Genomic DNA, 25246 nt, shown 5'->3' on the forward strand with positions numbered 1-25246 from the left:
AGCTTCAGCCGAGGAGCTCGCGGCCGATCTCGTCGACGGAGCGGCAGCCGACGAGTCCGAGGGAGAGGTCGAGCTCGGCGATCATGTGCTCCAGGACGGCCTGGACACCGGCGGCGCCGGCGAGGGCGAGGCCGTAGACGTAGGGGCGGCCGAGGAGGACCGCGTCGGACCCCAGGGCGAGCGCCTTGAGGATGTCGGCGCCGGAGCGGATGCCGGAGTCGAAGAGGACCGGGATGCGGCCGTCGACCTCGTCGACGATGCTCGGCAGAGCGTCGATCGAGGCGATGGCGCCGTCGACCTGACGGCCACCGTGGTTGGAGACGATGATCCCGTCGACACCGTGCTCGAGCGCGCGCCGGGCGTCCTCGGGCGCCTGGAGCCCCTTCAGCACGATCGGCAGGTCGGTTATCTCCCGCAGCCGGTCGAGGTCGTCCCAGATCAGGTCGGAGCGGGAGAAGACGTCGAGGAAGGTCTCGACCGCGGCTCGGCCGTGGCCGGAGCGGAGGTTGTCGACGAGCTTGCCGGGATGGTGCTGGGCCATCGAGGCGACCGCGGTGAGGGCCGAGGGGATCTCCCGGAGCCCGGGTCGCACGCTCGTCCCGCTCCTGTCCGCGAGCCGGGCCTCGACGAGGGCACGGAAGGCCGGGTCGGAGGTGTACTGCGCGATCCCCAGCCCCCGCGCGAAGGGCAGATAGCCCAGATCGAGATCACGCGTACGCCACCCCAGCATGTGCGTGTCGAGGGTGACGACCAGCGCGTCGGAGCCGATGGCCTCGGCGCGGCGTACGAAGGACTCGACGATCGACTCGTCCTTCGACCAGTAGAGCTGGTAGAGCCGCGGGGTGTCGCCCAGGTCCTCGGCGACCTCCTCCATCGGGACCGACGCCTGGGTGGAGATCACCATCGGGATGCCCGTCGCGCGGGCCGCCGCGGCGACCTCGTGCTCGGCGCGGGGGTGGGCCAGCTCGAGCACGCCGACCGGGCCGAGCATCAGCGGCGCTGGCATGTCCACACCGAACAGCGTGGTGCGCAGGTCGCGGCTCTCGACGTTGGTGAGCATGCGTGGCACCAGCCGGTAGTGGTCGAAGGCGGCGGTGTTGGCGGCGACCGTGCGGTGCTGACCGGCTCCGCCGTCGACGTACGCCCAGGCCTCCTTGCTCATCGCCCGCTGGGCGGCCTCGGCGAGTGCCGAGGGTTCGGTCGGCACCACGGGACGGTGGCCGAACAGGCCCTTGCGGAAGATGGCCGACTGCAGGTCTCTGCCGATGCTCACGCGCGAAGGCTACTCGCGGAGGGCATTTTCCCGCCATGGCGGGAAAATGCCCGCGCACCCGCTCAGCGCCCGGCCGGGTCGGCCACGACGGCCGCGGGCGGCTCCGCGCCGGACAGCGCCACGATGAGCCGGTAGCACCGCGCGGTCATCTCGCTCCGCGTGACCTCGGGATGATCGAGCCACCAGGTGACGAGCGAGTCGACGACGTTCATCCACACCGCGGTCATCGCGGAGACATCGAGCGGGTCGTCGTCACCGACGAGCGCCATCAGCTCGCCGACGCCCTCCATCGCCAGCCGGGTGATCCGGTCGGTGTAGACGGCCCTCACAGCGGCGACGTCACCCGTGTCCGGGGCGGTCCCGTCGAAGAAGAGCCGCCACAGCCACGGCTGGGGCTCGAGGATGCTGAAGATCCCGTCGAGGGTGCGCAGACCGCGCTCCAGACCGACCGAGTCGTCGGCGGCGACCCGCTCCATATCGCCGGCGAGCAGCTCGGCGCCATAGGTGAGGCAGGCGGAGAAGAGGCCTTCCTTGGAACCGAAGTACTGGTAGACCAGCGGTTTCGAGATGCCCGCGTCGGCAGCGATCCCCGCGACCGACGCCTTGGCGAACCCGATGGTGCCGAACACCTCACAGGCCGCCCGCACGATCTGCAGCTCGCGGTCGGCGCGCGGGACGCCCTTGGTTCCAGCGTTGGCCCGTGACATGTCCGAGAGTCTAGCGGCGGCATATGACCTTGAGGTAACTTACTCGAAGGTCATATCCCTGGGAGGTCCCCCATGAACGACATGCTCGACCCGTTGAAGAACCCCTTGACGTACGCCATCCCGTTCTTCGTCATCTCGATCCTCATCGAGCTGGCGGCGCTGAAATGGCTCGACCACGACGACAACCTGGCCGGTTACGTCTTCAAGGACGCGCGCACCTCGGTGCTGATGGGCCTCGGCTCGATCGTGTCGATGACCGTGTTCAAGGTGCTGACCTTCGCGGTCTACGCGGCGATCTTCGCCTACGCGTCGCTGTGGCAGATCCCGGAGACGTGGTGGGGACTGGCGATCTCGGTCGTGGTCGTCGACCTCGCCTACTACTGGAACCACCGCTTCGTGCATCGGACCCGAGTCGGCTGGGCGGCGCACCAGGCACACCACTCGAGCGAGTACATGACGTTCGCGACCGCGCTGCGCCAGAAGTGGAACCCGTGGTTCGAGTTCTTCTTCTTCCTGCCGCTGCCGTTCCTCGGCATCTCCCCGGCGGCGATCTACATCGCCTTCTCGATCAACCTGATCTACCAGTTCTTCGTGCACACCGAGACGGTCGGCAAGCTGTGGCGTCCGATCGAGCTCGTCTTCAACACCCCGAGCCACCATCGCGTCCACCATGGCTCCGACCCGGAGTACCTGGACAAGAACTACGCCGGCATCCTGATCGTCTGGGACCGCCTCTTCGGGACGTTCCAACCGGAGGTCCAGCGCCCGACGTACGGCCTGACCTACAAGGTCGACACCTACAACCTTCTCCGGCTGGAGTACGGCGCGTTCCGTGAGCTCTGGGACGACGTACGCAGCGCCGACGGCTGGCGGCTCAAGCTGAGCTACGCATTCCGGCCGCCGGGGTGGGCGCCGGAGGCTGACCTATCGTCGATGCGGCGGCCTGAGCCCGTCGAAGGGTATGCAGACCAGCGGACACATCCCTAGCGGACCTCCGCGCGGGATGTGCGCCTTCGGCTGCATACCTTGACGAAGGAACCGCCCCGCGTCAGGAGGGCTTCCGCCGCCCGAGGATCATCACGATGACCAAGCCGAGGATGCCGACGACGACGAGCGCGACGCCGGGGGCGGCGACCTCGACGAGCTTCTGACCCTCGGGAGAATCCGGCTCGCTGAAGCTCACCTGCTGGGGCTCGGGGGCGATCACCTCTGGGAACTCCTTGGCGATCTCGGCCTGGAGCTTGTCGGTGTACTCCTCGACGCGCGGTGCGGTGCCGGCGGCGAGGATCGTGCCGCCCTTCTTCTGCACGAAGAAGTAGTAGTCCTCGTTGGCGGTCAACGACTTCTTCTGGCACACACCGGGGTTGAGCGCGACGTCGAGGTTGCTGCCGCCGGTGACGCCCTTGAGCGCCTTGACGACGGTCACCGGGTAGACCACCTGGCCCTTGGCGCCGGCCTTCCCGGGTCCGGTCACCCGCGCATGGAAGACCAGCGGCTCCTGGACCGCGTCGCTGAGCACGAAGGCGGGGCACTTCGCGGGAGCCGCAACCGGGGATGCCGAGGCAGGGGCGGGGCTCGTCATGACCACCGCGGCCACCGCAAGAGCGAAGGCAGCGAGGAACTGGGGGACGCGGCGCATGGCGAAGATCAAACCAGTCACAGGCCGAAGACTCCAGCCAGGACCCGCGCGACACCGTCATCTTCGTGCCCGGGCGCCAGATGCGACGCGCACGCGACCACGCTCGGATGGGCGTCCGCCATGGCGTACGAGGTCCCGGCCCAGGTCAGCATCGGCAGGTCGTTGGGCATGTCACCGAAGGCGATCACGTCCGCATCGGAGATGCCGAGCTCGGTGCAGACCAGCTCGAGCGTGGAGGCCTTGGTGACGCCGGGAGCGCTGATCTCCAGCAGCGGGAACGACGAGTGGGTGACGTTGACGCGATCACCGACGACGGCCGCCGCGGCCGCGAGCAGCTCGTCGGCGTCGTCGTGGTCGTGACGCCGGGCGAGCAGCTTGATCAGCGGCTCGTCGGCGAGCTCCTCGATCGGCGCGATGCGCTTGGCGGGCCGGAGGGCATCGGAGGTGTGGGCGGCGAACTCGGGCTCGCACGACCAGCCCTCGAGCGACTCGGTCGCGAAGACCAGTCCGGGGACCTCGTCCTTCAGCACCGCTGCCACCTCGGCGGTCAGGGTCGGCTCGATCAGCCGGGTGAGCCGGGGCTGATCGCTGGCGACGTCCCAGACCAGGGCTCCGTTGGAGACGATCGCCAGCCCGACGCTGCCGATGTGCTCGAAGAGCTCACGGGTCCAGCGCAGCGGCCGACCGGTCACGAAGATGACCGGCACGCCGATCTCCTCGAGCTTCACGAGTACGTCACGCGTGAAGTCCGATACCGAACCGTCCGCTCTGACCAGGGTGCCGTCCAGGTCGGTGGCGACCAGCTTCGGCATCGTCATTCCTCTATCCTGCCACCCGGGACCGGCCTGGCCATCACCAGATGCCCGTCCTCGTCTGCGCCGCGCAGCTCGGTGAACCCGCACTTGGCGAGCACTCGGAGGCTCGCGGCGTTGGTCGGCTCGACAGAAGCCCGGATGCGTACGTCCTCTTCGTCCGCGCACGCCAGCAGAGCCTTGAGCGCCTCGGTCGCGAATCCCCACCCGCGTGCCTCTTCGATCAGGCCGTAGCCGACCTCGGTCTCCGGGGTGCCGTCGGCGGCGGTGGCAGGTGACCCGAAGAAGCCGATCGAACCGAGTACGGTCCCGTTACGCATGATGTAGCGGGAGCTCCACCGGTCGCCCTCGACCCACATCGTCGCCGCGTCGCGGTCGTCCTCGCGCGGGAACTGCGGGTGCCAGCTCTGCGGCCGCCCGACCCCGAGGTTGGGATCGCGGATGGCCTCGACGTCGGCGCGGGTCCACAACGGCAGCGTGAGCCGCTCGGTGGTGACGGTGGTGGGAAGAGTCACGAGCGCTGAGACTTTCAGAACCAGCGGGAGAGTTCCAGCGCCGCGCCGTCGTCAGCGACGTGGGCGGTGACCGCGTCGGCGACCTCCTGGACCTCGTCGGGGGCGTTGCCCATGGCCACCCCGCGACCGGCCCACTCGAGCATCTCGACGTCGTTGCGGCCGTCGCCGATGGCGAGTACGTCGGCGGGCTCGAGGTCGAGCTGGTCGCAGACGTAGGAGAGGCCCGACGCCTTGGAGACGCCGACCGGGGTGAGGTCGAGCCAGGCGGTGTAGCCGACCACGTAGTCGATGCCGTGCAGGCCGAGCTCACGGCCGAGGGCGATGAAGTCCTCGGGCGTCGCGTCGGGGTCGCGGATGATCACCCGGGAGACCGGGGCGGCGACCATCTCCTCGACCGGAGCGACGAGGTTCTCACCGTTGCCCAGCTCGCCCGGCGGGAACGGCCGGTTGAACCGGTAGCCGATGCCGCGGTTCTCCACCGCGACCAGCACGTTCGGCCGCTGCGCCAAGATCTTCTCGACCGCCTCGCGGGCGTCGAAGGTCTCCTCGTGCACCACGTCGACCGGCGGGTAGCGCAGCACCACCGCACCGTTGGACGCCACGATCCACAGCCGGTCCGCCCCCTCGGCCGGGATGCCGATCAGATCGGCGATCCCGGTCATCGAGTGGGCCGAGCGACCGGAGGAGAGCACCACGTTGGCCCCGGCGTCGTACGCCCGGCGGACCGCGTCGCGCACCTTGTCCGAGAGCGCCTCGGACGGCGTGCCCGTTCCGTCGACCCAACGCAGCAGGGTGCCGTCGATGTCGAGCGCGACGACCTTGGGCCGCCAGGCGGCCTCACCGGGCCGAGCGGTAGTGCTCTCGGTCGTGCTCACTTCTGGATCGGCTCCAGGACCTCGCGGCCGAGCCACTTCTGCAGCGCCTTCGGCACCCGCACCGAGCCGTCGGCCTGCTGGTGGGTCTCGAGGACGGCGACGATGGCGCGGGTGATCGCGGTAAGCGTGCCGTTGAGCGTGGCAACCGGGGTGGTGCCACTCTCGGTGCGCTGCCGGATGTCGAGGCGGCGCGCCTGGAAGGTGGTGCAGTTGGAGGCTGAGGTGAGCTCGCGATACTTCCCCTGGGTCGGGATCCACGCCTCGCAGTCGAACTTCCTCAGCGCCGAAGGACCGAGGTCGCCGGCAGCGACGTCGATGACCTGGTAGGCCAGCTCAAGTTTGTCCAGGAACGACTTCTCCCACTCGAGGAGACGCTGGTGCTCGGCGTACGACTCCTCGACGGTGGTGTAGACGAACATCTCCACCTTCTCGAACTGGTGGACCCGGATGATGCCCTTGGTGTCCTTGCCCGCCGAGCCGGCCTCCTTGCGGAAGCACGACGAGAACGCGGCGTAGCGCCGCGGCAGCGTGTCGGGGTCGAGGATCTCGTCGGAGTGGTAGGCCGCCATCGGCACCTCCGAGGTGCCGACGAGATAGAGGTCGTCGTCCTCGATCTTGTAGACGCCGTCGTCGACCTGGTCGAGGAAGCCGGTGCCCTCCATCGCCTCCGGGCGCACCAGCGCCGGGGCGATGACCTGGGTGAACCCGGCCTCGCGGGCCTGCTCCATCGCCAGGTTGATCAGCGCGAACTCGAGCTCCGCGCCGACCCCGGTCAGGAAGTAGAAGCGGCTGCCCGAGACCTTTGCGCCACGCTCGAGGTCGATCGCGCCGAGCATCTTGCCGAGCTCGACGTGGTCACGCGGCTCGAAGCCCTCGGCCGCGAAGTCACGGGGCTTCCCGACCTTCTCGATCAGGACGAAGTCGTCCTCACCGCCGGCCGGAGCGTCGTCGGCGAGGTTGGGGATGGCCTTGAGGGCCTTCTTCCACTCCTCCTCGGCCTCCGCCTGGGCCGCGTCGGCCGTCTTGACGGCGGCCGCGAGGTCCTTCACCTCGGCGAGCAGCTGCTGCTTCTCCTCGCCCTTGGCCTGGGCGACCTTCTTGCCCATCTGCTTCTGCTCGGCCCGCTTGGCCTCGAAGTCCGCGATCGCCGCGCGCCGGGCGCCGTCCGCGGACAGCGCCCGGTCCACCACGTCGGAGGACGCGCCACGGCGCTCCTGCGAGGCACGTACGCGGTCGGGGTCTTCGCGGAGGATGCGCGGGTCGATCATGCGGCAAGGCTAGTCGACCGGGCCACCAGATCTCACTTCAGTAATGAGCCGGTCACCAGTAGACCGGGCTGGTCTTGCCGCAGGGGCGCAGCCACGAGCGGTAGACCTTCACGTCGGTGAAGTTGTAGGCGTAGGAGTCGTTGGTGACGTACGAACCACCCGTGTAGGTGATGTAGGAGGCAGATGTCGCGTACGACTTCGGGAACCCGGACGGGTTGGACGCCGTCGAACGCGTGCCCTTGCTGGGGATCGAGCCGCGGATCAGCGGGTCGGCGAGGGAGCCGCTGGTCTTGATCACGGCCTGCTTCCACCCGGTGCTGCGCTTGTTGGTGACGGTGTAGCGGATCGACTGGCCACCGCGGACGATGACGCAGGCGTACCAGTTCGCGGTGGCGCTCGAGGAGACGATCGTGCCGCTGCCGGACATGCCCGCCCTGATCTTCGACCAGGTACGCGACCCGGCGATGCCGTCGGCCGACAGCCCCTTCGCCCGCTGGTACTCCTTCACCCGGGCGGTGGTCGCCGACCCGAACGAACCGTCCGGCTTGAGCCCACCGAGCACCTTCTGGAGCAGCGTCACGCAGCTGCCGGTGTTGCCGGGACGTACGGTCTTCGGGCTGCTGATCGTGCAGCTGACCGCGGCGTCCGCAGGCGCCGTGCCCGCGTCCACCGCCACCAGTCCACCCGTTGCCACAGCCGCCGCTGCCAGCAGGCCGCCCATGCGCAACCGCACCGATGTCTTCACTGTATGGATCCCTCTCGATTCTTCTGCTCTGAACTCGAAAGGGGCAGTGTCGCGGACCGGTGCTGCCGCCCGAACCCGTACCTTTCCCGTACCTGCGTGGCTACGGGATGCGTACGCGCCGCTCGACGGAGACCGCGCTGTCCCTGCCGGTGCCACCATCGCCATAGTCCCGACCGCTTCCGCCGTAGAGCACATCGGCGCCGGCAGCGCCGTAGAGCTTGTCGGCACCGGAGCCACCGTTGACCTTGTTAGCGGCCCCGTTGCCCTTGAGAACGTCGCCTCGGGAGGTACCGACGACGTTCTCGAAACCGGTGATCTTCTCGTAGCCGGCGTTGGTGCGCTGACGAGACGTCGTGGCCAGCGAGACCCGTACGCCGGTCCCGATGCCGCCGTAGCTGATCGTGTCCGATCCGGAGCCACCGTCGACGACGTCATCTCCGTGTCCCGGCAGCACGGTGTCATTGCCTCCGCTGGCGGTGATCGTGTTCCGACCCGAGTTGCCGACCAGATGGTCCGCCTCGGGGGTTCCGATGATGTTCTCGGTCTGGCTGACCGTCTCGTACCCAGCACCACCGGTGTTCTGCGCGCGGGTCGTCGCCAGGCTGATCCGGACCGCCAGGATGTAGTTCTGGTAGCTGATCGTGTCCGTGCCGGTCCCACCGATGACGGTGTCGTTGTGCCTGCCCGGCCAGAACCTGTCGTTCCCGCTACCGCCCTCGAGACGGTCGTCGCCATTGAGACCCTTGAGGTAGTCGCTTCCCCCACCGCCGAGAATCACGTTGGCCACTGAGTCCCCGGTGAGCAGGTCGCCGTAAGGGCTTCCGGTGATGTTCTCGACCTCGTCGATCGTCTCTCGCCCAGCGGCCGCGCCGTAGTAGTCGGGTTGACCGAGGTAGATCCGTACGCCGCTGGTCATGTTGGCGTAGCTGACCGTGTCCACTCCGGCTCCGCCGGTGATCACATCAGTCCCGGCGCCCGGAGCGAATACGTCGTTACCGGCTCGACCGTCGATCACGCTGTTGCCCGAGTCTCCGTTGAACCGGTCGGCGTGGTCCGTCCCCAGCATCTCTTCGATGCTGGCGAGGACGTCCGTCCCGAGACCACCGGTCACCTTCTTCATTGTCGCGACGATGCCACTACCGGCTTCGGCGTAGGTCGCGATGTCCGTCCCCGATCCGCCGTCGATGGTGTCGTCGTCCGCGCCTCCGGCCAGTCGGTCGGCCCCATCGCCGCCGCGCAGCACGTCACCCCCGAACCCACCGGAGATGACATCGTCCCCGAGCCCCCCGTCGACCTCGTCGGCGCCGTGGCCCGCGAGGATGACGTCGCCCCCCGCCTCGCCATTGAGGTGGTCATTGCCCGAGTTCTCCTCGATCAGGTCGTCGCCATCGCCTGCGTGGACGACATCGTCGCCATCTCCGCCATTGATCAAGTCGCCATCAGGTCCACCGAAGAGCGTGTCGTTGCCGGCACCTCCGTAGATCTCCGCCCCGCCCTGGCCGACGATGCAGACGGTGTCGTTGCCGCCCAGCCCATTGACAACGGCACCTGCCGGGACGGCGATGACGTCGTCACCGTCCGTCGGGGCCTGACCCGCTCCGAGGTCGACGGTGATGGGCTTGCCGCCACACTCACCATCGGCAGCAGCGGCGGAGCCGGCGAGGAGGCCGCCGACGCCGAGGGCGACGGCGGGGACGGACAAGAGCCCGATGAGGGCGTACGAGGACACGCGAGAGCGCATGGGAGAGACCTCACAACGAGAGGGACCGAGGGGTGCCGGCGCCGACCCGAATCATGCGCGGAAAGCGCACGATAGCGCTTTCCGTCATGCCATACCCGCGGTTTTGTCCAGCCCGTTCATTCACTGTGTGGAAGACGTTTCGCGCATACTGACTCACCGTGCTTGACCTTTCGCGCCGTGCCCTACTGCTCTGGGCGGCCTCGCTGTTCGCTCTGTGCGCCCTGATCGGGATCGCGGGGATCAACGGGTGGCCGCCGGTCTCGACGATCGACGAGCTCGGCCGGGACGCGACGGCGGTGACGGCGGAGAACGGCTGGATGCTCGACTTCTGGCACATCGTCGAGGTGGCCACCGAGTGGTACCTCGCTGTCGGCGTCGCCCTCCTGGTCGCTGCAGGCCTGTTCCGGACCTACCTGCGCGCCGCGGTCTACGTGTTCGGCGTCGTGGTGATCACGCTGGTCGTACGCCGCGCTGTGGTGCTGCTCGTCGACCGGGACCGGCCCGTGTGGCAGCTGGCGTCGTGGTTCCACGAGTCACCGTCGTACCCCTCTGGTCATGCGACCGGGATCGCGGTGCTGGCGGGCGTGATCGCGGTGGTCGTGACGATGTTCGTACGCCGCCGCGGCATCCGCCGCCTGGCCTACACCGGCCTCGTCCTGCTGGTCGTGCTGGTCGCCGCCGACCGGGTCTTCCTCGGACGCCACTACCCCTCCGACGTGCTCGGCGGGATCCTCTTCGCCGCCGGCGCCGTCTTCCTCGGCATGGCCATCTACACGCCGCTGCCGACCTCGCACGCACAGGGGCGGCGGCCACTGGTCGACTCGGTGCGTGGCAACCGGAGGATCGCGGTCGTGCTCAACCCGATCAAGGTCGAGTCGGTCGAGCATTTCAAGACGATGGTCACCACGATGGCCAAGGAGTCCGGCTGGAAGACGCCGACCTGGCACCTGACCACGGTCGACGACCCGGGCAAGGGGATGGCGCGAGCGGCCCAGGCGGAGGGCGCCGACCTGGTCCTGGTGTGTGGCGGCGACGGCACCGTACGCGAGGTCTGCTCCGCCCTGGCCGGCACCGGCATCGCGGTCGGGATCGTCCCCGGCGGCACCGGCAACCTGCTGGCCCGCAACCTGTCGATCCCGCTCTACATCCGCGCCGCGATCGACGTCGCGCTCACCGGGCAGGACCGGGCGATCGACCTGGTCGAGGTCTCGGGGGACAACCTCGACGACACCAACTTCCTGGTGATGGCCGGGATGGGCTTCGACGCCGCGATCATGAGCGGCGTCAACGAGGACATCAAGAAGCGGATCGGCTGGATGGCGTACGTCCTCTCCGCCTTCAAGAGCCTGATGTTCCCCGCGATGCGGCTGGAGATCTCCGTCGACGACGGCGAGTTCACCAGGCACCGGGCGCGCACGGTCGTGGTCGGCAACGTCGGCTACCTCCAGGCGAACATGCCGCTGCTGCCGGCGGCCGCGCTCGACGACGGCCTCATCGACGTGGTGCTGCTCTATCCGCAGCGGTTCTGGTCCTGGCTCCCGCTCGCGGTCAGGGTGCTGAGCAAGCGGCCGCGCACCGACAACCTGATCAACCGGATGACCGGTGCGAGCGTCGTGATCCGGACCAACCACGACCAGCCGCGCCAGCTCGACGGCGACACGATCTCCGAGGGCCGAGAGCTGCGTATGCAGTGCCTTCCCGGGCGCCTGCTCGTCCGCGTGCCACGCTGAGGACCAGTCCCGATTCGGTCCCGAATCTGAACGACACGCGATGAGGTAGAACGTCCCGAGAATCAGGGCCTAAAGTCCCGTTTCCTGCGTGCTTTCGGCGCGTTTGGCATCGATTCTCGAGTCGATCCGAGGCGACTCGCCGAGACAGATGTCTTGTTGACAAGTAAATATTCATAAGGTGTCTGACACGACTCGGCGTCAGCCCAGTCGGCGTATCCAGCTGGGCTCAAGCCTGACTCCGGCCGGCGACGTGCAAGACCCACACACTGGTCGGAAATCCCCCGCGACCAGTGGTCGACTCCCGGGCCGTCCCACCCGCAGCCCGGGTTTGAAAACCGGCACGCTCGGAACGGTTCCCCCGCCATGCCCGAGCGTGCCGGTGTCGTTTTCGGCCCTGGCCCCGGGATCAGCTCCTGGGCTTGGCCTGCTGGACGGCCTCGGTCTCCTCCGGCGACATCAGCTGGGACGACTTCCAGCCACTGATGCTCTTCGCGTACGACCTCGCCTCGGTGCGCCCGTGGATCGAGGTGAGCACGACCCCGTCGCCGTTGTCGTCGAGCAGCGCAAGGCACCAGCTCAGGTGGCCACCGGCGTCTCCGAAGGCGTCGAAACGCACGACCGCGAGGTGGCGCAGGTTCATCGCCGACTCGGCGCGCAGGGCCGCGACCTCGGCGCGCAGACCAGCGACGTCGGTCGGCAGCGAATCGATGTCGACAGGGTCGGAGCGGCGTACGTCCTTCGTCCTCTGCCAGGCCGCTCCGGCGAAGACCAGAGCGGCGATTGCTGTCAGCAGACTGAGAATGGCAAGAGCGAGCACATCGGGCGAATCTAGACTGTCGCTGTGTCCGAGCCACATCGCATCGCCTATCAGGGCGAACCAGGGTCCAACTCACACATGGTGTGCCAGCGGCACTACCCCGAGCTGGAGTCGGTGCCGTGCGCCTCGTTCGAGGACGTCTTTGCGACCGTCGAGGCAGGTGAGGCGTCGCTGGCGATGATCCCGATCGACAACTCCCTGGCCGGGCGGGTGGCCGACATCCACCACTTCCTCCCCGAGTCCAACCTGCACATCATCGCCGAGCACTACCTGCGGATCCGGTTCCATCTGCTCGGCCTCCCGGGCGCCCATCTCGACGAAATCCGTACGGTCCACTCCCACGTCCACGCCCTGGGCCAGTGCCGCAACATCATCCGGGAGCACGGCTTCACGCCGGTCGTCTCCGGTGACACCGCCGGTGCCGCCCGCGAGGTGATCGAGGCGGGCGACCCGACCATGGCCGCGATCTCGCCGCCCCTGGCCGCCTCGATCTACGGGCTGGACGTGCTCGCCACCGACATCGAGGACGCCGACCACAACACCACCCGCTTCGTGGTGCTCTCGCCCGACTTCATCCAGGCTCCCGCCGACAACGGGCCGGTGGTGACGTCGTTCATCTTCAACGTACGCAACCTCCCGGCGGCCCTCTACAAGGCGCTCGGCGGCTTCGCGACCAACGGGGTCAACATGACCAAGCTGGAGTCCTACATGGTGGACGGGAAGTTCACCGCCACCCAGTTCCTCGCCGAGGTCGACGGTCACCCGGACCAGCCGGGCCTGAAGCGTGCCCTGGAGGAGCTGGCCTTCTTCACCACAGACGTGAAGCTGCTGGGGGTCTATCCCGCCGACCCGGCGCGGTTCTGAGCCATGCCGGACGACGAGCCGACCGCCGACCTCGGGTTCGCCCGCGTCGACCTCGACCGGGAGCGCCGCACCGGAGACCCCGAGGTCGTGTACGCCGACGGCAAGACCCCCGAGCAGGTCGTCGCGATCCTTCGCCGACTGCACGAGGCGCATCCCACGCGCGCCGTCCTGGCCACCCGGGTCTCCGCCGAGGCCGCCGCCCTGGTCGCGGCAGAGCTGCCGACGGCGGTCCGCGATGCCGAGGCCCGCGCGGTCACGCTCGGGCCGCTGCCGACCCCGCAGGGCCGGGTGTGCGTCGTCGCCGCCGGGACCTCCGACGGACCGGTCGCAGCCGAGGCTGCACTCACCTGCCGGGTCCACGGCGCCGGTGTCGAGCGGATCACCGACGTCGGTGTCGCCGGGATCCACCGGCTGATGGCCGTACGCGACCGCCTCGAGGACGCCGACTGCCTGATCGTGGTCGCGGGGATGGAAGGTGCCCTGCCCTCCGTGGTCGGTGGGCTGGTCGGAGTGCCGATGATCGGGGTGCCGACGTCCGTCGGCTACGGCGCCTCCTTCGGCGGGCTGGCCGCCCTGCTGGCGATGCTCAACTCGTGTGCTCCCGGCGTGACCGTGGTCAACATCGACAACGGCTACGGCGCCGGGGTCGCGGCGGCTCGGATCGCGCGGCGGGCTCGGTGAGCGTCGTCTGGGTCGACGCCTCCGCCGGAGCATCGGGGGACATGCTGCTCGGCGCGCTCCTCAGCGCCGGGGTTCCGCTCCCTGTGATCGCCGCCGCGGTCGATGCGGTCGCGCCCGAGCCCGTGGATCTCGGCGTCGAGCAGGTGCGGCGTGGCGCGCTCGCCGCGACCCGGTGTCATGTCGAGATCGCCGACTCGGTCCATCACCGCACCTGGACCGACGTCCGTGCCCTGCTGACCGGCGCCGCTCTGGACGAGGCGGTCCGTGACCTGGCGCTGCGCGTCTTCGAGCGGCTGGCCGAGGCCGAGGGCGCCGTCCACGGGATCTCTCCCGAGGAGGTCCACTTCCACGAGGTCGGAGCGCTGGACGCGATCGCGGACGTGGTCGGCGTGTGTGCCGGCTTCGTGCACCTGGGCGGAACCGAGGTCGTGGTCTCGCCGGTGGCGGTCGGCTCGGGATCGGTCCGGGCCGCTCACGGCACCCTGTCGGTGCCGCCGCCGGCCGTGGCGCGGCTGCTCACCGGCGTACCGTCCTTCGCGGGGCCGCCCGGACACCCGGCGATGGAGATGTGTACGCCGACCGGCGCCGCGCTGCTCACCACCCTCGCAACGAGCTGGGGGGCTCAGCCGCCGATGACGACCACGGCGATCGGGGTCGGCGCGGGCGGCAAGGATCCGGAGGGCTGGTCGAACACCCTCCGCGTGCTGGTCGGCGAGGCTGCCACGCCATGGCGGGAGAAGGCCTCCACCCCGGAAACCGAGCTCGTCATCGAGGCCAACATCGACGACCTCGAACCTCGGCTGATCCCGGGAGCGATCGAAGCGCTTCTGGCGGCCGGCGCCCATGACGCCTGGGTCACGCCGATCCTGATGAAGAAGGGGCGCCCGGCCTACACCCTCCACGCTCTCACCGGTCCCGACGCCGCCGACGCGGTCCGGCGGGTGTTCTTCCGAGAGACCTCGACGATCGGCGTACGCGAGCACGAGGTCGTCAAACACGCTCTGCCCCGCGAGATGCTGACCGTGAGCGTCGGCGGGCACCCGATCGCGGTCAAGGCAGCCCGCCTCGCCGGCGAGGTCGTCAACCTGCAGCCCGAGTGGGACGACGTAGCCCGCGCGGCCGCCGCCCTCGACCGCCCCGCCATCGACGTACTCGCCGAAGCCAAGGCACTCGCTACGCCGCTGGTCGAGCCGGATTCGTGAGGTACGAACGAATCCGTGTCGAGACCAACACGGTCCCCCGTCGCGCTCGAGGGGACTGTGTTGGTCTCGACACGCCTCCGCCTAGCGGCTCCGGCGGCTCGACCGACGGGCCACGGTGCGAGGATGAGGGCCGGACGTAAAGAACTGGAACGGAACCCTGATGGACATCACCGTCGTCGCGCTGGCCTTCGCCGCGATCTTCGTCGTCGAGCTCCCCGACAAGACGTTCCTGGCGACCCTGGTGCTGTCGACGAAGTACCGGCCGATCTTCGTGTGGCTCGGGGTGGGTGCGGCGTTCGCGATCCAGACGCTCATCGCGGTGGCGATCGGCGGGGTGGCCACGCTCCTCCCGACCGACCTGATCCATGTCGTCGCCGCTCTGCTCTTCCTCGGCGGCGCGGTGTTCCTGTTCATCGAGGGGCGCCGCCACCACGGCACCGCGACCGAGGACGACGGCAGCGAGTTCGCCGAGAAGGCCAAGGACGTACGCGGCTTCCGCCAGGTCCTGGCCAGCTTCATGGTCCTCTTCGCGGCCGAGTGGGGAGACCTCTCCCAGCTGCTGAGCGTCTCGCTGGTGGCCCGCTACCACGACCCGGTCTCGGTCTTCATCGGCTCCTGGGCCGCGTTGCTGACGGTGTCGGGGCTCGCGGTGCTGCTGGGACGTACGCTGCTCCGGTTCATCAAGCTGCACGTCCTGCACTACGTCGGAGCCGTCGTCTGCCTCGTCCTGGGCATCCTGACCTTGGTCGAGGTGTTCGCCTGACGAGACGTCGCCTAGGCTGCGCGGCATGGTAGAACTTGGCGCCGACAGCGAGGTCGGACGACTGCGTACGGTGATGCTCCACCGGCCCGGCCGGGAGCTGACCCGGCTGACGCCGCGCAACAACGACAAGCTGCTCTTCGACGGCATTCCGTGGGTGAAGCGGGCCCAGGACGAGCACGACGCCTTCGCGGCCGCACTGCGGGATCGCGACGTCGAGGTGCTCTATCTGACCGACCTGCTCACCGAGACCCTCGAGGTGCCCGAGGCGCGGAAGCTGGCGCTCGAGAACGTGCTGGGCTCGCTCACCCTCGGCGACACCCTGCGGGACTACCTGAGCGGTGCCCTCGCCGACGCCGGACCGGCCGAGCTGACCGACCACCTGACCGCGGGCATCCGCAACGACGAGGTACGCGGCGGCCACGGTCTGGTCACCAGCCTGCTCGCTCACGACGACTTCCTCATCGACCCGCTCCCCAACCTGCTCTTCACCCGCGACTCGTCGGTGTGGATCCGGGACCGCGCGACCGTCACGAGCCTGGCGATGCCTGCTCGCAAGCGCGAGACCGCGCTGACCGAGCTGATCTACCAGTTCCACCCGCGCTTCCGGGCCAGCCCGCGGCTGCACGGCGCCCACCTGGAGCACGTCGAGGGTGGGGACGTACTCCTCCTGGCTCCCGGTGTCGTCGCGGTCGGGGTCGGGGAGCGCACCACCCCCGCGGGGGCCGAGCGGCTCGCCCGCCAGGTCTTCGCCGAGGGGCTCGCCCACACCGTGCTCGCGGTGCCGATCGCGCAGGAGCGCGCGACGATGCACCTGGACACGATCGCCACGCTGGTGAACACCGACAAGATGGTGATCTACCCGAACGCGGTCGACTCGCTGGTGGCCTACGCGGTGACCCCCGGCGCCGATGGCGGCCGGCTGAACATCGCGGCTCCGGGCCCGTTCCTCGAGGTCGCGGCCGAGGCGATGGGCATCGACAAGCTCCACCACATCGACACCGGTCTCGACCCGGTCGCCGCCGAGCGCGAGCAGTGGGACGACGGCAACAACACCCTGGCCCTGGCGCCGGGCGTGGTCGTCGCCTACGAGCGCAACACGCAGACCAACGGGGCCCTGGAGGCTGCCGGGATCGAGGTCATCGCGATCGCCGGCTCCGAGCTGGGCTCCGGCCGCGGCGGCCCGCGATGCATGAGCTGCCCGATCGCCCGTGACCCGCTGCCCGCATAGGTGCCCAACCCGCGGGTAACCCCTGTAGACGAACATCGTTGATCTCTGTAACTGTCGTCACAGCGCGGCAGCCACCCCACAGCCGACCCCGAAGGAAACCCTCGTGACCGAGTCGTTCTTCTCCATGTTCACGCCCAAGGAGATCGCGCACATCAGTGCCACCGGCACCCGCGTGCACCTGCCCGAGGGCTGGTCGCCGATCTGGGAGGACACCCCGCCGGACAAGGCCTACATCATCCTCGACGGCACCGTCTCGGTCCGCCGGGACAAGGAGGAGATCGCCCAGTGCGGTCCCGGCGACATCATCGGCGAGGCGGCGATCCTGCGTGGGTCGCTGCGTACGGCCTCCATCGTCGCACTCACCCCGCTCGACCTGATCCACCTCAGCGCCGACAAGCTGCAGCAGCTGTCCGTCGAGATGCCGTCGTTCGCACGGGCGCTGGACAAGGTCGCCAAGGAGAGGTTCGACTCCTGACGCTCGACGATCAGGCTGACGAGAGTCTCGGCCAGGGCCGTAGCCGTGAGGCCGACATCGAGCTGGCCGAGGCTCTCTCCGTCGTCGAGTCCTTCGTCCTCGGCCAGACGCCCACGCTGACCCGCGTCGAGGTGGCGGATGCCGCCGGCGTACCGATGGAGGTCACCGAGGACCTCTGGCACCACCTCGGTTTCCCGCATGCGGGCGAGGACGAGATCGCCTTCACCGATGCCGATGTCGAGGCACTGCGGATGACGCAGGAGCTCGTACGCCTCGGGGTGCTCAGCGAGGACCGGCAGGCCGCGCTCGTGCGGACCTGGGGACGGTCCTACGCACGCCTGGCCGAGTGGCAGACATCGCTGCTGGCCGAGGTCGCCCGGGAGCGGGGTGGCGACGAGGTCGAGGACCTGGTCGCCCTGACGGGGCAGGTGCTGCCGCTCGTCGAGGCGCTGCAGGACTACGTCTGGCGCCGCCACCTGGTCAGCGCCGCCCGGCGGATGCTCACCGTCGCGGATGCCTCCGCGGTGCCGCTGGCGGTCGGCTTCCTCGACATCGTCGGCTACACCGCCCGCTCCAAGCGGCTCAGCGACAAGGAGCTGGTCGACTGGGTCGAGGAGTTCGAGGACACCTGCTCCGACATCGTCGTCGAGCACGGCGGACGGGTGATCAAATACCTCGGCGACGGGGTGTTCTTCACCTTCGAGGACGTCGCCTCCGCGGCCCGGACCGCCCTGGACCTGGCTTCCCTCGGGGAAGACCGCGACAGCGCGTTTCCGCACGTCAGGGCCGGGATCTCCTACGGCGACGTGGTGCTCCGGCTCGGCGACGTCTTCGGTCCGACGGTCAACATCGCGGCCCGACTCACCACCCTGGCCCGGCCCTCGTCGGTGGTCATCGACGAGAACGCCGCCGCCGCGCTCGAGGACGTCGACGGCTTCCAGGTCGAGAAGATGCGGCGTACGAGCGTGAAGGGCTACTCCCGCCTGCAGCCGTTCCGGCTGCGTTCGCGGTCCGACTGAACCGGGCCAGGAAAGTCGGGCGCCGGAGGTTGCTCCCGGGCGAGGCTTGATGGCGAAAGGAGGACCACATGATCGGAACGCTCAACACCCTGGTCGACCTGGTCGAGGCTGAGCTCGACAGCGGGCTCGCCGGCGAGGTGGACGTGGCCCGGGTCGCCCGCGACCACGGCACCACCGAGTATCACCTGCGTCGGATGTTCTCGGCCCTGGCCGGGATGCCCCTGTCCGAATACGTACGCCGCCGCCGGATGACCCTGGCAGCGGCCGACCTGGTGGGCGGTGCCCCTGACCTCCTGGAGGTCGCGGTGCGCTACGGCTACGGCTCGACCGAGGCGTTCGGGCGCGCGTTCCGTGCTGTGCACGGTTCGGCGCCCGCCGACGTACGCCGATCCGGTGGTCCGCTACGCACACAACCCACGCTCAGGTTCCGCCTGAGCGTCGAAGGGAGCACCCCGATGGACGTCACCATCTCCGAAATGCCCGAGGTCAGGCTGGTCGGCCACGCCACCAAGGTCCCGCTGATCTACGAGGGCGTGAACCCGCACATCCAGGCACACATCGCCTCTCTCGATCCCTCGGCGCATGTTCGGCTCAAAGAGCTCAACGACACCGACCCGCGCGGCATCCTCGCCGTCACCGAGTCCCCGTCGCCCGATGCGCCGGAAGGATCGATGATCACCTATCTGCACGGGGTCGCGGTCACGCCGTCGGTCACGGTGCCCGACGGACTCGACAGCATCACCGTTCCGGCCGGCTCCTGGGCGGTCTTCGCCTCCAGCGGCCCACACCCGGAGGCGCTGCAGCAGCTCTGGGCCGCCACCGCCACCGACTGGTTCCCGTCGAACCCGTGGCGGCTCCGCCCCGGCCCGTCCGTCCTGCGCTACCTCGAGCTCACCGAGACGTACGCCTCGTGCGAGCTGTGGTTGCCGGTCGAGCAGTAACGACGCTGGTCGAGCCCATCGCTGGTCGAGCCGCCGGAGCCTCTAGGCGAAGGCGTGTCGAGACCAACACGGTCCCATCGAGCGCCGACGGGACCGTGTTGGTCTCGACACGCTCGGCCGCAGGCGGCCTCGCGGCTCGACCAGCAGGGATCAGCGGATGGTGACCTGACGGTTCGCGAGCCCGGCGCGAGCCGAACGCACCTCGGGGGTGATCTCGGAGTCGTCGGCGAGGGCCTCGTCGAGCAGCTTCTTGAACGCCACCGCCGGCTCCTCGAGCGCCTCGGCGCCGACCGGCAGGTCCCAGACGGGGGCGAGCAGGCCGTGGGCACGGAACATGCCGACGAAACGCGCGTCGGGGACGATCACGTCCTCGCCGGTCACGTGCAGCCGCGCGAGCGCGGTCAGCAGGGCGTCCTCGGGCTCGGGCATCACCCAGCGCAGGTGCTCCTTGGAGCCCACCGAGGTCCAGTAGGCGGCCTCGACCGAGGTCAGTCGCTCGGTCGGCAGCACCGACTCGTTGGCGTGCTCGAGGGCGTGCTCGAAGTCGCCCTTGTCCTCGACGTCGGCGAGCCACCAGTCGAAGCCCTCGTGGACGTTGACGTCCAGCGACGAGTCGGTCACCAGGTCCTGCAGCCGCGGTCCGGGACCGGGCGCGCTGGTCAGACCGAAGATGCCGGACTCACCGGCGGCACGCGCCTCCAGCGCCTGGAGAAGCGCCGCGGCGATGTCGCGCGACACGTCGCCGTAGTTGTGCTGCACCTGCAGCCCGGCCCAGACCTCGCCCGAGTCGCGCGACATCGCCGGCGCGGCGCCGGGCAGCAGGGTGCCCAGCGTGACGGGGGTCGACTCGAAGCCCTTCACCGTCAGCGACACCGTCGCAGAGGGCACCAGCTCACGCAGCGCGACCAGGTCGCACTCGCCGGGCAGGCCCTCGAACGGGCGCCCCACGAACGCGCCGCCGGCGGCACCGTGGCACGCCTTGTAGCGCTTGCCGGACCCGCACGGGCACGCCGCACGCGGGTTGGGACCGTCCGTCGGGGCCGCAGCCGCCTGACGGTTCTTGACTCGGGACTTCTTGGCCACGGCCAAACCCTAACCTGCCGGGCCTCCGTCCCCAGTAACACGCCGTTCGTAGGACTACTCGCCCTATCAGAACGACCGGATAGTCGGTGTAACAGCGTGTTACAGCTGGCTCAGCGGCCGAGCAGCTCCAGCATGAACCCCGGCCGGTCGGTGATGACCGCCTTGACCCCGAGGTCGAGGCAGAGCTTGAGCTGCTCCTCGGTGTTGACGGTGTAGACGTGGAGATTGCGGCCCTTCGACGCCAACCGCCGGGCGAGCTTCGGGTGGGCGGTGAGCATCTCGATGCCCGCTCCGAGCCACCAGTCCGGGCCGATCGCGTGCCGCAGAAGAGACCAGTTCGCAGCGCGGTCGATGAGCTGGACCAGAGGTACGCCCGGCGCCAGCCGCTCCACCCGCTGCAGCGCGGTGAAGGAGAAGCTCATCACCCGCACCGGACTGCCCGGGCCCGCCCAGCCGAAGTCGTTGAGCACGTCGACCAGCCGGCCCTCGGTCAGCCCGCCGTAGCGCGTCGGGTGCTTGGTCTCGATCGCCATCTCGACATGTCGGCCGTAATCCCGTACGACCCGCAGCAGCCGGTGCAGCGTGAGCACGCCTCGCATGTCCCGGTCCGGCGGCTCGTCCTCGCCGTCCCAGAACCCGTTCTTCCAGGCCGCGAAGTCGATCGCCTGCAGCTCGGCGAGGGTCATCTCCGAGACCAGCCCGCGCGCGCCGATCCGGCGCAGGTGCCGGTCGTGCACACAGACGAGATGACCGTCCATGGTCAGACGTACGTCGCACTCCAAGGCGTCCGCACCCGCGTCCAGGGCCGCGACGTACGCAGCGAGGGTGTGCTCCGCGATCTCATGACTGGCGCCGCGATGCGCGACCACCTGGGGCCTCATGAGGAGATTGTGGGCCATCGGACCAGCCGCGCGGCGCGACACGAGCGAGAAAAGTCACCAACCACTCCGTCAGCAGGTAATGCGGTACCCGAGGGGTACGTCCTCTGGCATCGTCTCGCGGACACGAACCCGTTCGGAGGAGTTCCGGAAGGCGTACGCGAAGGCGTTCGAGAAGCTGCCACCGGCTCGGGTGCAGGAGGTCGGGACGAGCTACGGCCGCGTGCGCGCCCACTGGTTCGGCGACACCGCTGACGGCGTCCCGCTCGTGCTGCTGCCCGGCAGCGGCGCCGCCACCCCGATGTGGTCGCTCCACCTCGCCGATCTGACGGCGCTCGGCCACCCCGTGCTCGCGCTGATCGGCGGCCGCACCCGCGTCCACGACGCCACCAGGGCGGCAGCGCGCGCCCGGCTGATGCCGGGCGCGACGGTGGAGGTCTGGGCCGAGGCCGGTCACGTGGTCGACGCGACCGACCCGGAGCGGTTCGCCGCCGCCGGCCGCGACCACATCACCGCCCACGCCTAGATCGGCACGACCTCCAGGCGACCGAACGCGACGAAGGCCGCCAGCCCCCAGAAGACGAGATCACCGTAGAAGGCGCCCCACTCCCGGCGGATGATGCGAGTGGTCGCCGCGCCGGTCATGACCAGCACCAGCCCGAGCGCGGCGAGCGGAACCAACCACGTCGCGACCCCGGTCACGGCGGGCAGGATCAGCCCGGCGGCGGCCAGCAGCTTCATCACGCCGATGACCTTGAGGAAGCCGTCGGGGAAGTCGTCGGCGTAGCGCCACCCGTCGAACGTGTTGCGGAACCGCTCCTTCGACAGCAGCAGCATCGCCAGTCCACCGGCCAGGAAACCGGCGGCGAGAAAGATCGTCACGATCCACAAGATGATGTTCATGCCAACCAGGACGAGGTACGCCACCGCCCTGTGACATCACCGCCCGCCGGTCACCCGCAGCGTCGTCGCGGTGACGTACGAGGCCTTGTCGCTCATCAGCCAGGCGACCGCCTCGGCGACCTCGTCGGGCGAGCCGGCACGGCCGATCGGGATCTGCGGCGCCATCCGCGCGATCCGGCCCGGGTCGCCGGTGTTGGCGTGCATGTCGGTCTCGGTGAGCCCGGGGGCGACCGCGACGACCCGGATGCCGAGCGGGGCGACCTCGAGCCCGAGGCCCTTGGTGAGCGCGTCGATCCCGGCCTTCGCGGCGGCGTAGTGGACGTACTCCCCCGGTGATCCGAGCGTGGCCGCACCCGAGGAGATGTTGACGATCACGCCACCCTCGGAAAGCGCCGACACCGCTGCCCGGGCGACCAGCGTGGGACCGACCAGGTTGACGGCGTACGTCCTGCGGATCTCGTCCGCGGGAGTGTCGACGAGGGGTGCGTAGCGGTAGGTCGCGCCGGCGTTGTTGACCACGCCCGTGATCGGGCCGGCGGCCTCGAAGAGCGCGGCGATCCCGGCGTCGGTGGTGATGTCCGCGCTCACGATCTCGCAGGAGGCCCCGTGCGCCCGGACCTCCTCCCGCGTCGCAGCAGCAGCAGCCTCGTCGGAGAGGTAGCCGAGCACGAGGGAGTGGCCCTCAGCAGCCAGCTGACGAGCGACAGCGGCACCGATCCCGCGGGTTCCTCCGGTGATGAGAGTACGTTTCACACCCGAAGGGTGTCACGCAGTCTCCACGCCACCAACGCCAGTGCCAGGACGCCGGCCAGCGCCCAGCCGGCGGGGTAGTGCACCGCAGGTTCGTTCCAGCGTTCGTGGAAGTAGACCAGGTGCGAGGAGAGCAGCCCGGCGTCGACCGAACGGCCCTCCTGGATGAGTACGCCGATGGCGACCAGCACCGTCAGCAGCGTCTGCATCGCCCAGCCCAGGATCCAGGCGGGCACCCAGGCGACGACGTCGACGGCGCGGCGTACGGAGGTCACGAGCACGGTCACCAGGGCAGCCGCCAACAGCGCGTCGATGACCGACGACGGGAGCTCGCCGGGGAGCATCCCGTCGAGCCAGAGAGGTACGCAGACGGCCGGCGCGGCCAGCATCGGCGCCCGCAGCACGCACGGCCCGAGGCTCGCCGCGATCCCGGCGGCGAGGCCGGCGACCGTCGTGATCGCGGCGATGGCGATCAGATGGGTCAGCATCGAGGGGTCGGTCGCCACCGGTCCGGCAGCGAAGGTCAGCCCCAGGACGGCCGCGGCCACGACACCCGTGCCGGCGAGCACGGCACTGAGCAGCCGACGGTCCGGGCGCAGCCCCGCGGCGAGCCCACCGAGCGCGGCCGCCAGCAGCGCGAACGAGACCAGCTCGGCAACCATCGGGGCGAGCAGCAGCGGCTGCGGCTGGACGAGCTGGGGCAGGAAACCGACGCCCCAACCCGCGGCAGCGACCAGCGGAACCATCCACAGACGAGTCCGTTCAGTCATGTCGACCACGGTGACAGGCGCAAGGTGAGACCAGGCGGCGTACCGGGGAACACCAGCCCAACGTCAGGTGGCCCGACCGTGGCCTTTCATCACCAAGGTGAGGGGATTTTTAATTGCACGGCGCAGAAATGGAATACCTGGGTAGGCTCAGGGGACGGACACGTACCCCACGCGTGGAAGAGGTGAGACCGGCATGACCAAAGCATCCCGAAAATTCTGGGCCAAGAGCATCAGCACTGCGGCGCTGACCAGCATCGGGCCTCGGGCCGTTGCCGCCGTCGCACTGACCGCTGCCTTCGCGGTCCTGGCTCCGAACGAGGGAAGCCTCGACACCGGTCATCAGCAGCCTGAGCTCCCCGATCCGGGCGCTCTTCAGGACCCCCTCGGCATCTCCGGCGGTCTGGGTGGCGTGAAGAACCTGACCCCGACCGACGCCGTGAGGCTGGCCGCCAACGCCGAGGAGCTGTCCATCCCGCCGGTCGCCCTGGCTGCGTACCAGCGCTCGGCCACCGTGCTCAACGACGCCGACGCCTCCTGCCGCATCGACTGGGCGCTGGTCGCCGCGATCGGCATGGTCGAGAGCAACCACGGCCGCTTCGGCGGCAGCGAGCTCAACTCCAACGGCCTCGCCCTCCCCGCGATCATCGGCCCGCAGCTCAACGGCGCCGGCAACTACGCCGCGATCCACGACACCGACAACGGCCTCTACGACCACGACACGGTCTACGACCACGCGGTCGGCCCGATGCAGTTCATCCCCTCCACCTGGACCTTCGCGGGTGCCGACGGTGACGGCGACAACCGCCGAGACCCTCAGGACATCGACGACGCCGCCGTCTCCACGGCGGCGTTCCTGTGTGCCGGCACCGAGGACGTCAGCACCGATTCCGGCGCCCAGTCCGCGGTCTACCGCTACAACCAGAGCGATACGTACGTCGAGGCGGTGCTGAAGATCGCGGAGCAGTACCGCAGTGGCGAGTTCCCGGGCTCGCCGAGCGTGGATGGTGAGTCCACCTCCACGATGAGGCCCACCGCCTCCGCCCTGCCGCGCACGTCGAACACCGTCAAGCCGATGACCAAGTCGGAGACCAAGGCCGCGCCGGTCAAGACGCCGGCCAAGGATCCTGTCGAGAGTCCGGCGCCGAGCAAGTCGCCGTCCCCCACCGACAACTCCACGGGCGACTCCGACTCCGACGACAACTCGTCGGGTGGCGAGACCGAGACCCCGACGCCCACCCCGACGCCCACCCCGACTCCGACGCCCACGGATCCCCCGACCACCGAGGAGCCGACGCCGATCGACGCCACGACGCCGGCGACTCTCGAGGCGCCCTGCAAGGCAGCGGTCGCGGTGGTCTACGAGACGCTCGAAGCGAGCGCCCCGGACACCTACGCCCTTGTCGTTGCCGACTGCATCGCGAACTTCGAGCCCGAGACCACGATGCCCACCGACCTTTCGATCAGGGATTACCTCCGCACTCTCGCCGAGTCCGAGAAGTTCCCCACGGTCACGAACCCCGCCCCGGAGGCCACGGCCCCCGAGGAGGAGATCTCCGCAGGGTGATCG

At 69.4% G+C, this 25246-nt stretch carries 27 protein-coding genes; 12 read left to right on the top strand and 15 right to left on the bottom strand.

Translation table 11 applies throughout. From position 1 onward, the window contains the following. Positions 1-4: 4 nt before the first annotated feature. Both BLT25_RS06825 and BLT25_RS06830 read right to left on the bottom strand, forming a co-directional pair. Positions 5-1273 (bottom strand): alpha-hydroxy-acid oxidizing protein, encoded by a 1269-nt coding sequence (locus BLT25_RS06825; protein WP_091043549.1) that lies wholly within the window; start codon positions 1271-1273, stop codon positions 5-7. Between the two features lie 62 nt (positions 1274-1335). Beyond that, positions 1336-1980 (bottom strand): TetR/AcrR family transcriptional regulator, encoded by a 645-nt coding sequence (locus BLT25_RS06830; RefSeq protein WP_091043552.1) that lies wholly within the window; start codon positions 1978-1980, stop codon positions 1336-1338. A gap of 72 nt (positions 1981-2052) precedes the next feature. Between BLT25_RS06830 and BLT25_RS06835 the strand changes: the two genes are divergently transcribed. After that, positions 2053-2967, top strand: coding sequence for a sterol desaturase family protein (locus tag BLT25_RS06835; RefSeq protein WP_091043554.1), 915 nt, complete (start codon positions 2053-2055; stop codon positions 2965-2967). Between the two features lie 61 nt (positions 2968-3028). Here BLT25_RS06835 and BLT25_RS06840 read toward each other — a convergent pair whose 3' ends face one another. The 7 genes from BLT25_RS06840 to BLT25_RS29425 form a co-directional block, all read right to left on the bottom strand. After that, positions 3029-3640, bottom strand: coding sequence for a hypothetical protein (locus tag BLT25_RS06840; RefSeq protein WP_143033655.1), 612 nt, complete (start codon positions 3638-3640; stop codon positions 3029-3031). After that, positions 3637-4437, bottom strand: a complete 801-nt coding sequence (locus BLT25_RS06845; protein WP_091043559.1) for an HAD family hydrolase — start codon at positions 4435-4437, stop codon at positions 3637-3639. Before BLT25_RS06845 ends, BLT25_RS06840 begins: the two co-directional genes overlap by 4 nt. Then, positions 4434-4946 (bottom strand): GNAT family N-acetyltransferase, encoded by a 513-nt coding sequence (locus tag BLT25_RS06850; RefSeq protein WP_091043562.1) that lies wholly within the window; start codon positions 4944-4946, stop codon positions 4434-4436. The genes BLT25_RS06845 and BLT25_RS06850 overlap by 4 nt, the downstream gene beginning before the upstream one ends. A gap of 14 nt (positions 4947-4960) precedes the next feature. Continuing rightward, positions 4961-5821: an HAD family hydrolase gene (locus tag BLT25_RS06855; RefSeq protein ID WP_091043563.1), complete on the bottom strand. Its 861-nt coding sequence runs from the start codon at positions 5819-5821 to the stop codon at positions 4961-4963. Next, the gene (serS, locus tag BLT25_RS06860) at positions 5818-7089 is read right to left on the bottom strand and encodes a serine--tRNA ligase (protein ID WP_091043566.1); all 1272 of its coding nucleotides are present in this window, start codon (positions 7087-7089) and stop codon (positions 5818-5820) included. Before serS ends, BLT25_RS06855 begins: the two co-directional genes overlap by 4 nt. A gap of 52 nt (positions 7090-7141) precedes the next feature. Then, the gene (locus BLT25_RS29420) at positions 7142-7834 is read right to left on the bottom strand and encodes a peptidoglycan-binding domain-containing protein (protein WP_176883670.1); all 693 of its coding nucleotides are present in this window, start codon (positions 7832-7834) and stop codon (positions 7142-7144) included. A gap of 100 nt (positions 7835-7934) precedes the next feature. After that, positions 7935-9575 carry a calcium-binding protein gene (locus BLT25_RS29425; protein ID WP_143033657.1) on the bottom strand — a complete coding sequence of 547 codons (1641 nt, stop codon included), beginning with the start codon at positions 9573-9575 and terminating at the stop codon, positions 7935-7937. Positions 9576-9733: 158 nt separating this feature from the next. Here BLT25_RS29425 and BLT25_RS06870 point away from each other — a divergent pair, with 158 nt between their 5' ends. Beyond that, positions 9734-11305 (top strand): bifunctional phosphatase PAP2/diacylglycerol kinase family protein, encoded by a 1572-nt coding sequence (locus BLT25_RS06870; RefSeq protein WP_091043568.1) that lies wholly within the window; start codon positions 9734-9736, stop codon positions 11303-11305. A gap of 406 nt (positions 11306-11711) precedes the next feature. Here the strand turns inward: BLT25_RS06870 and BLT25_RS06875 are convergent, their stop codons facing one another. Beyond that, positions 11712-12122 (bottom strand): DUF4446 family protein, encoded by a 411-nt coding sequence (locus BLT25_RS06875; protein ID WP_256328482.1) that lies wholly within the window; start codon positions 12120-12122, stop codon positions 11712-11714. 24 nt (positions 12123-12146) lie between these two features. Between BLT25_RS06875 and BLT25_RS06880 the strand changes: the two genes are divergently transcribed. The 8 genes from BLT25_RS06880 to BLT25_RS06920 all read left to right on the top strand — a co-directional run bounded on the left by BLT25_RS06880 (position 12147) and on the right by BLT25_RS06920 (position 19295). After that, positions 12147-12986 carry a prephenate dehydratase gene (locus BLT25_RS06880; protein WP_091043570.1) on the top strand — a complete coding sequence of 280 codons (840 nt, stop codon included), beginning with the start codon at positions 12147-12149 and terminating at the stop codon, positions 12984-12986. A 3-nt stretch (positions 12987-12989) separates the two neighbouring features. Next, positions 12990-13667, top strand: coding sequence for a nickel pincer cofactor biosynthesis protein LarB (gene larB / locus BLT25_RS06885; RefSeq protein WP_091043572.1), 678 nt, complete (start codon positions 12990-12992; stop codon positions 13665-13667). After that, positions 13664-14869 (top strand): nickel pincer cofactor biosynthesis protein LarC, encoded by a 1206-nt coding sequence (larC, locus tag BLT25_RS06890; RefSeq protein WP_091043574.1) that lies wholly within the window; start codon positions 13664-13666, stop codon positions 14867-14869. Before larB ends, larC begins: the two co-directional genes overlap by 4 nt. A 160-nt stretch (positions 14870-15029) precedes the next feature. Then, the gene (locus BLT25_RS06900) at positions 15030-15632 is read left to right on the top strand and encodes a TMEM165/GDT1 family protein (RefSeq protein ID WP_091043579.1); all 603 of its coding nucleotides are present in this window, start codon (positions 15030-15032) and stop codon (positions 15630-15632) included. A gap of 25 nt (positions 15633-15657) precedes the next feature. Continuing rightward, a complete protein-coding gene (locus BLT25_RS06905) occupies positions 15658-16860 on the top strand; it encodes an arginine deiminase (protein WP_091043580.1) in 1203 nt (400 codons plus the stop codon). 103 nt (positions 16861-16963) lie between these two features. Then, on the top strand, positions 16964-17335 hold the full coding sequence (locus BLT25_RS06910; RefSeq protein ID WP_091044321.1) for a cyclic nucleotide-binding domain-containing protein: 372 nt from the start codon (positions 16964-16966) through the stop codon (positions 17333-17335). A gap of 131 nt (positions 17336-17466) precedes the next feature. Further along, positions 17467-18354 carry an adenylate/guanylate cyclase domain-containing protein gene (locus tag BLT25_RS06915; RefSeq protein ID WP_256328484.1) on the top strand — a complete coding sequence of 296 codons (888 nt, stop codon included), beginning with the start codon at positions 17467-17469 and terminating at the stop codon, positions 18352-18354. Between the two features lie 68 nt (positions 18355-18422). Beyond that, the gene (locus tag BLT25_RS06920) at positions 18423-19295 is read left to right on the top strand and encodes an AraC family transcriptional regulator (protein ID WP_091043583.1); all 873 of its coding nucleotides are present in this window, start codon (positions 18423-18425) and stop codon (positions 19293-19295) included. Between the two features lie 150 nt (positions 19296-19445). On the opposite strand, the gene BLT25_RS06925 is transcribed toward BLT25_RS06920, so the two are convergent. Beyond that, positions 19446-20378, bottom strand: a complete 933-nt coding sequence (locus BLT25_RS06925) for a DUF5926 family protein (RefSeq protein WP_091043585.1) — start codon at positions 20376-20378, stop codon at positions 19446-19448. 110 nt (positions 20379-20488) lie between these two features. After that, positions 20489-21259, bottom strand: a complete 771-nt coding sequence (locus tag BLT25_RS06930; RefSeq protein ID WP_256328485.1) for a glycerophosphodiester phosphodiesterase family protein — start codon at positions 21257-21259, stop codon at positions 20489-20491. Between the two features lie 79 nt (positions 21260-21338). Here BLT25_RS06930 and BLT25_RS06935 point away from each other — a divergent pair, with 79 nt between their 5' ends. After that, the gene (locus BLT25_RS06935; RefSeq protein WP_091043587.1) at positions 21339-21782 is read left to right on the top strand and encodes an alpha/beta fold hydrolase; all 444 of its coding nucleotides are present in this window, start codon (positions 21339-21341) and stop codon (positions 21780-21782) included. Here BLT25_RS06935 and BLT25_RS06940 read toward each other — a convergent pair. The 3 genes from BLT25_RS06940 to BLT25_RS29760 are packed head-to-tail and all read right to left on the bottom strand — an operon-like array spanning position 21779 to position 23679. Beyond that, on the bottom strand, positions 21779-22159 hold the full coding sequence (locus tag BLT25_RS06940) for a DoxX family protein (protein WP_091044328.1): 381 nt from the start codon (positions 22157-22159) through the stop codon (positions 21779-21781). The two genes, BLT25_RS06935 and BLT25_RS06940, sit on opposite strands and share 4 nt — an antisense overlap. A 36-nt stretch (positions 22160-22195) precedes the next feature. Further along, a complete protein-coding gene (locus BLT25_RS06945; protein ID WP_091043589.1) occupies positions 22196-22912 on the bottom strand; it encodes an SDR family NAD(P)-dependent oxidoreductase in 717 nt (238 codons plus the stop codon). Beyond that, a complete protein-coding gene (locus BLT25_RS29760; protein WP_176883671.1) occupies positions 22909-23679 on the bottom strand; it encodes a hypothetical protein in 771 nt (256 codons plus the stop codon). Before BLT25_RS29760 ends, BLT25_RS06945 begins: the two co-directional genes overlap by 4 nt. A 193-nt stretch (positions 23680-23872) precedes the next feature. Here BLT25_RS29760 and BLT25_RS30305 point away from each other — a divergent pair, with 193 nt between their 5' ends. Continuing rightward, entirely contained in the window at positions 23873-25243 is a 1371-nt protein-coding gene (locus BLT25_RS30305; protein ID WP_091043594.1) for a lytic transglycosylase domain-containing protein, read from the top strand. Positions 25244-25246 lie beyond the last annotated feature (3 nt).

Origin of the sequence: Nocardioides sp. YR527 (assembly GCF_900101045.1) — a bacterium.
Classification (GTDB): domain Bacteria; phylum Actinomycetota; class Actinomycetes; order Propionibacteriales; family Nocardioidaceae; genus Nocardioides.

What these genes read in the sequence shown, in the direction of transcription:
- BLT25_RS06830 (WP_091043552.1), bottom strand. Translation starts at nt 1,980, where the DNA reads ATGTCACGGGCCAACGCTGGAACCAAGGGCGTCCCGCGCGCCGACCGC.
- BLT25_RS06835 (WP_091043554.1), top strand. Translation starts at nt 2,053, where the DNA reads ATGAACGACATGCTCGACCCGTTGAAGAACCCCTTGACGTACGCCATC.
- BLT25_RS06845 (WP_091043559.1), bottom strand. Translation starts at nt 4,437, where the DNA reads ATGACGATGCCGAAGCTGGTCGCCACCGACCTGGACGGCACCCTGGTC.
- serS (WP_091043566.1), bottom strand. Translation starts at nt 7,089, where the DNA reads ATGATCGACCCGCGCATCCTCCGCGAAGACCCCGACCGCGTACGTGCC.
- BLT25_RS29425 (WP_143033657.1), bottom strand. Translation starts at nt 9,575, where the DNA reads ATGCGCTCTCGCGTGTCCTCGTACGCCCTCATCGGGCTCTTGTCCGTC.
- larB (WP_091043572.1), top strand. Translation starts at nt 12,990, where the DNA reads ATGCCGGACGACGAGCCGACCGCCGACCTCGGGTTCGCCCGCGTCGAC.
- BLT25_RS06900 (WP_091043579.1), top strand. Translation starts at nt 15,030, where the DNA reads ATGGACATCACCGTCGTCGCGCTGGCCTTCGCCGCGATCTTCGTCGTC.
- BLT25_RS06905 (WP_091043580.1), top strand. Translation starts at nt 15,658, where the DNA reads ATGGTAGAACTTGGCGCCGACAGCGAGGTCGGACGACTGCGTACGGTG.
- BLT25_RS06920 (WP_091043583.1), top strand. Translation starts at nt 18,423, where the DNA reads ATGATCGGAACGCTCAACACCCTGGTCGACCTGGTCGAGGCTGAGCTC.
- BLT25_RS06930 (WP_256328485.1), bottom strand. Translation starts at nt 21,259, where the DNA reads ATGAGGCCCCAGGTGGTCGCGCATCGCGGCGCCAGTCATGAGATCGCG.
- BLT25_RS06935 (WP_091043587.1), top strand. Translation starts at nt 21,339, where the DNA reads ATGCGGTACCCGAGGGGTACGTCCTCTGGCATCGTCTCGCGGACACGA.
- BLT25_RS06940 (WP_091044328.1), bottom strand. Translation starts at nt 22,159, where the DNA reads ATGAACATCATCTTGTGGATCGTGACGATCTTTCTCGCCGCCGGTTTC.
- BLT25_RS29760 (WP_176883671.1), bottom strand. Translation starts at nt 23,679, where the DNA reads ATGACTGAACGGACTCGTCTGTGGATGGTTCCGCTGGTCGCTGCCGCG.
- BLT25_RS30305 (WP_091043594.1), top strand. Translation starts at nt 23,873, where the DNA reads ATGACCAAAGCATCCCGAAAATTCTGGGCCAAGAGCATCAGCACTGCG.